The sequence below is a fragment of the Herbidospora yilanensis genome (assembly GCF_001570565.1).
In the GTDB taxonomy this organism is placed as follows: Bacteria; Actinomycetota; Actinomycetes; order Streptosporangiales; family Streptosporangiaceae; genus Herbidospora; species Herbidospora yilanensis.
The window spans coordinates 1-2597 of the sequence record NZ_BBXE01000065.1; the positions used below are offsets into that span (position 1 = coordinate 1).

Genomic DNA, 2597 nt, shown 5'->3' on the forward strand with positions numbered 1-2597 from the left:
GGCACCTACCTGACCGCCTACGACGATCTCCACATCGCCGCCACCAACAGCCCCAACGCCACCGTCATCGCAGGCGACGCCACCCAGCTCGACCACCTGCTCGCCACCCTCGACGCACGAAGAATCCCCGTCGACTACGCCTCCCACAGCCCCCACGTCCACCGCCTCCGCGACGAACTCCTGGCCCTCCTGGAAGGCATCCGCCCGCAGGCCGCCGCCGTCCCCTTCTACTCGACGGTCACCACCGGCAGCGCCGACTTCACCCCCGCGTACTGGTTCGACAACCTCGCCGGCCCGGTCCGCTTCCACCAGACCCTCGAAAGGCTCGTCGCCGACGGCCACACCACCTTCGTCGAGGCCAGCCCGCACCCCGTCCTCACGACACCGGTCCAGGACACCGTCGACGACCCCGCGCTGCTGGTCACCGGCACCCTGCGCCGCGACAAGGGCACCCTCCACCAGTTCCACCTCAACCTGGCCGCCCTGCGGGCCGGCGGTCACGACGTCGACTGGCGCCTTCCGGCCAATCCCATCGCCGACCTGCCCACCTATGCCTTCCAGCGCGAGCGCTACTGGCTGGAGGACGCCGCCGCCCCCGGCGACCCCGAGAGCCTGGGCCTGCGCGCCACCCGCCACCCGCTGCTGCCCGCCTCGACCACCCTCGCGACCGACACCCTGCTGCTGACCGGGCGGGCCGTCACCCGGGTCCATCCGTGGCTGGGCGAGCACGCGGTCCACGGCACTCCGGTGCTGGCCCCGGCCGCCTACCTCGACCTGGCCCTCCAGGCCGGGCGGGCGCTCGACGGCCTCGCGGTCGCGGAGCTGGTCGCGGGCCCGCCGCTGACCCCGCCCGCCGACGGCGGCGTGGACCTCCAGCTCACCGTGGGCCCGCCGGACGAGCGGGGCGAACGCCCCTTCACCCTGTTCGCGCGCCCCGGCGACGCCGAGGAGACACCGTGGACCGGCCACGCCTCGGGCGTGCTGGCCCCGCCGTCCGGGCCGGCCGCGACCGCCCCGGCCTGGCCGCCGCCGGGCGCGGCGGAGGTCGACGTGGCCGAGGTGCAGGAGGCCCTGGCCGCCGCGGGCCACGACCACGGCCCCACGTTCCAGGGGCTGACCCGGTTGTGGCGGCGCGACGACGAGGTCTTCGCCGAGGTGGCCGGGCCCGACGCCCCGGACGCGCCCCGGCACGCCCTGCACCCCGCCCTCCTCACCGCCGCGCTCCACCCGCTGCTCGCCGAGGCGGGCTCGGCGGCCGTGCCGGCGGAGTGGCGCGGCGTGGCCCTGCACACCCCGGGGGCCACCGCGCTCCGCCTCCACGCGACCCGGACCGGGGAGCACGAGTTCGCACTCGCCGTCACCGGCCCGGACGGCGCTCCGGTCGCCACGGTCGAGTCGGTCCGGCTGCGGCGGCTCGACGGGCTGCGGCCCGCCGACGCCCGCCCCGACCGGTTCCTCACCCTCACCTGGCCCGAGACCTCACTGCCCGCCGAACCCGCCGCCTCCTGGGCGGTGGCCGCCCCCGGCATCCCCGGCCTCGCCGCACCCGAGGGGGCCGACCTCGGCGACGCCGAGTACACGCTGCTGCCCGTCACCTCGGCCGGCACGCTGCTGCCCGAGTTGCTCACCTGGCTGGCCGGCGACTCGCCCACCCGGCTCGTGATCGTCACTCGGCACGCCGTCACCGTCGCCGCCGACGACGTCCAGGACCTCGCGCCCGCACCCGTCTGGGGGCTGGTCCGGGCGGCGCAGTCGGAGCACCCCGGCCGGATCGTGCTGGTCGACCTCGACGGCCACGAGTCGTCGCTGCGCGCCCTGCCCGCCGCCCTGGCGCTCGGCGAGCCGCAGGTCGCCTTGCGGCAGGGGGTCGCGCACGTCCCGCGCCTGGTCGCCGCCGCCCCGGCCGACTTCCCGGCGGAGCCGCGCCGGGGCGCGGGGACCGTGCTGGTCTCGGGCTCCGGCGACCTCGCCAAGGCGGCGGCCGAGCATCTGGTCACCGTGCTCGGGCGCGACCGGCTGCTTCTCGTGGGGGGCGATCCCGGCCTGGCCGAGTGGCTGAGAGGGCGGGGCGCGGAGGTCATGGTGGCCGCCGACGGGGCGGCCGACCGGGAGTCGCTGGCCGAGGCGCTGGCGCTGCTCCCGGCGGAGCACCCGCTGACGGGGGTCGTGCACGTCGCAGAATCGGACGTGGAGTCGGTGCTCACGTCGTACACACCCGAGTCGTTCACCACCGGGCTGCGCCGCGCCGGTGACGCGGCGTGGAACCTGCACGAACTGACCCTCGGCCTGGACCTCGACCTGTTCGTGCTGCTCACCCCGCACGTCTCCGGGGTGCTGGGCGGGACCGGGCAGGGCGCGCGGGCCGCGACCGGCGCCTACCTCGACGCGCTCGCGCACCACCGCGCCACACTCGGGCTGCCGGGCGTCGCCGTCGCCTGGGGTCCCAGGGAGGAGGACGCGGGGTCGGGGCGTGCCGGGCTGGTCCCGGCGGGCGCGGGGCAGAGCGCGCCGCTGTTCGGGCTGGCGCTCGGTTCGGCGCGGGCCGCGCTGGTGGCGGCCCGCCCGGCGACCGCCGCGCTGCGGGCGCTGGCCACCGC

At 77.5% G+C, this 2597-nt stretch carries 1 protein-coding gene; it reads left to right on the top strand.

The features are described from left to right. On the top strand, positions 1–2597 hold a 2597-nt coding region (locus AW273_RS39245), incomplete at both ends, for a SpnB-like Rossmann fold domain-containing protein (RefSeq protein ID WP_157556500.1).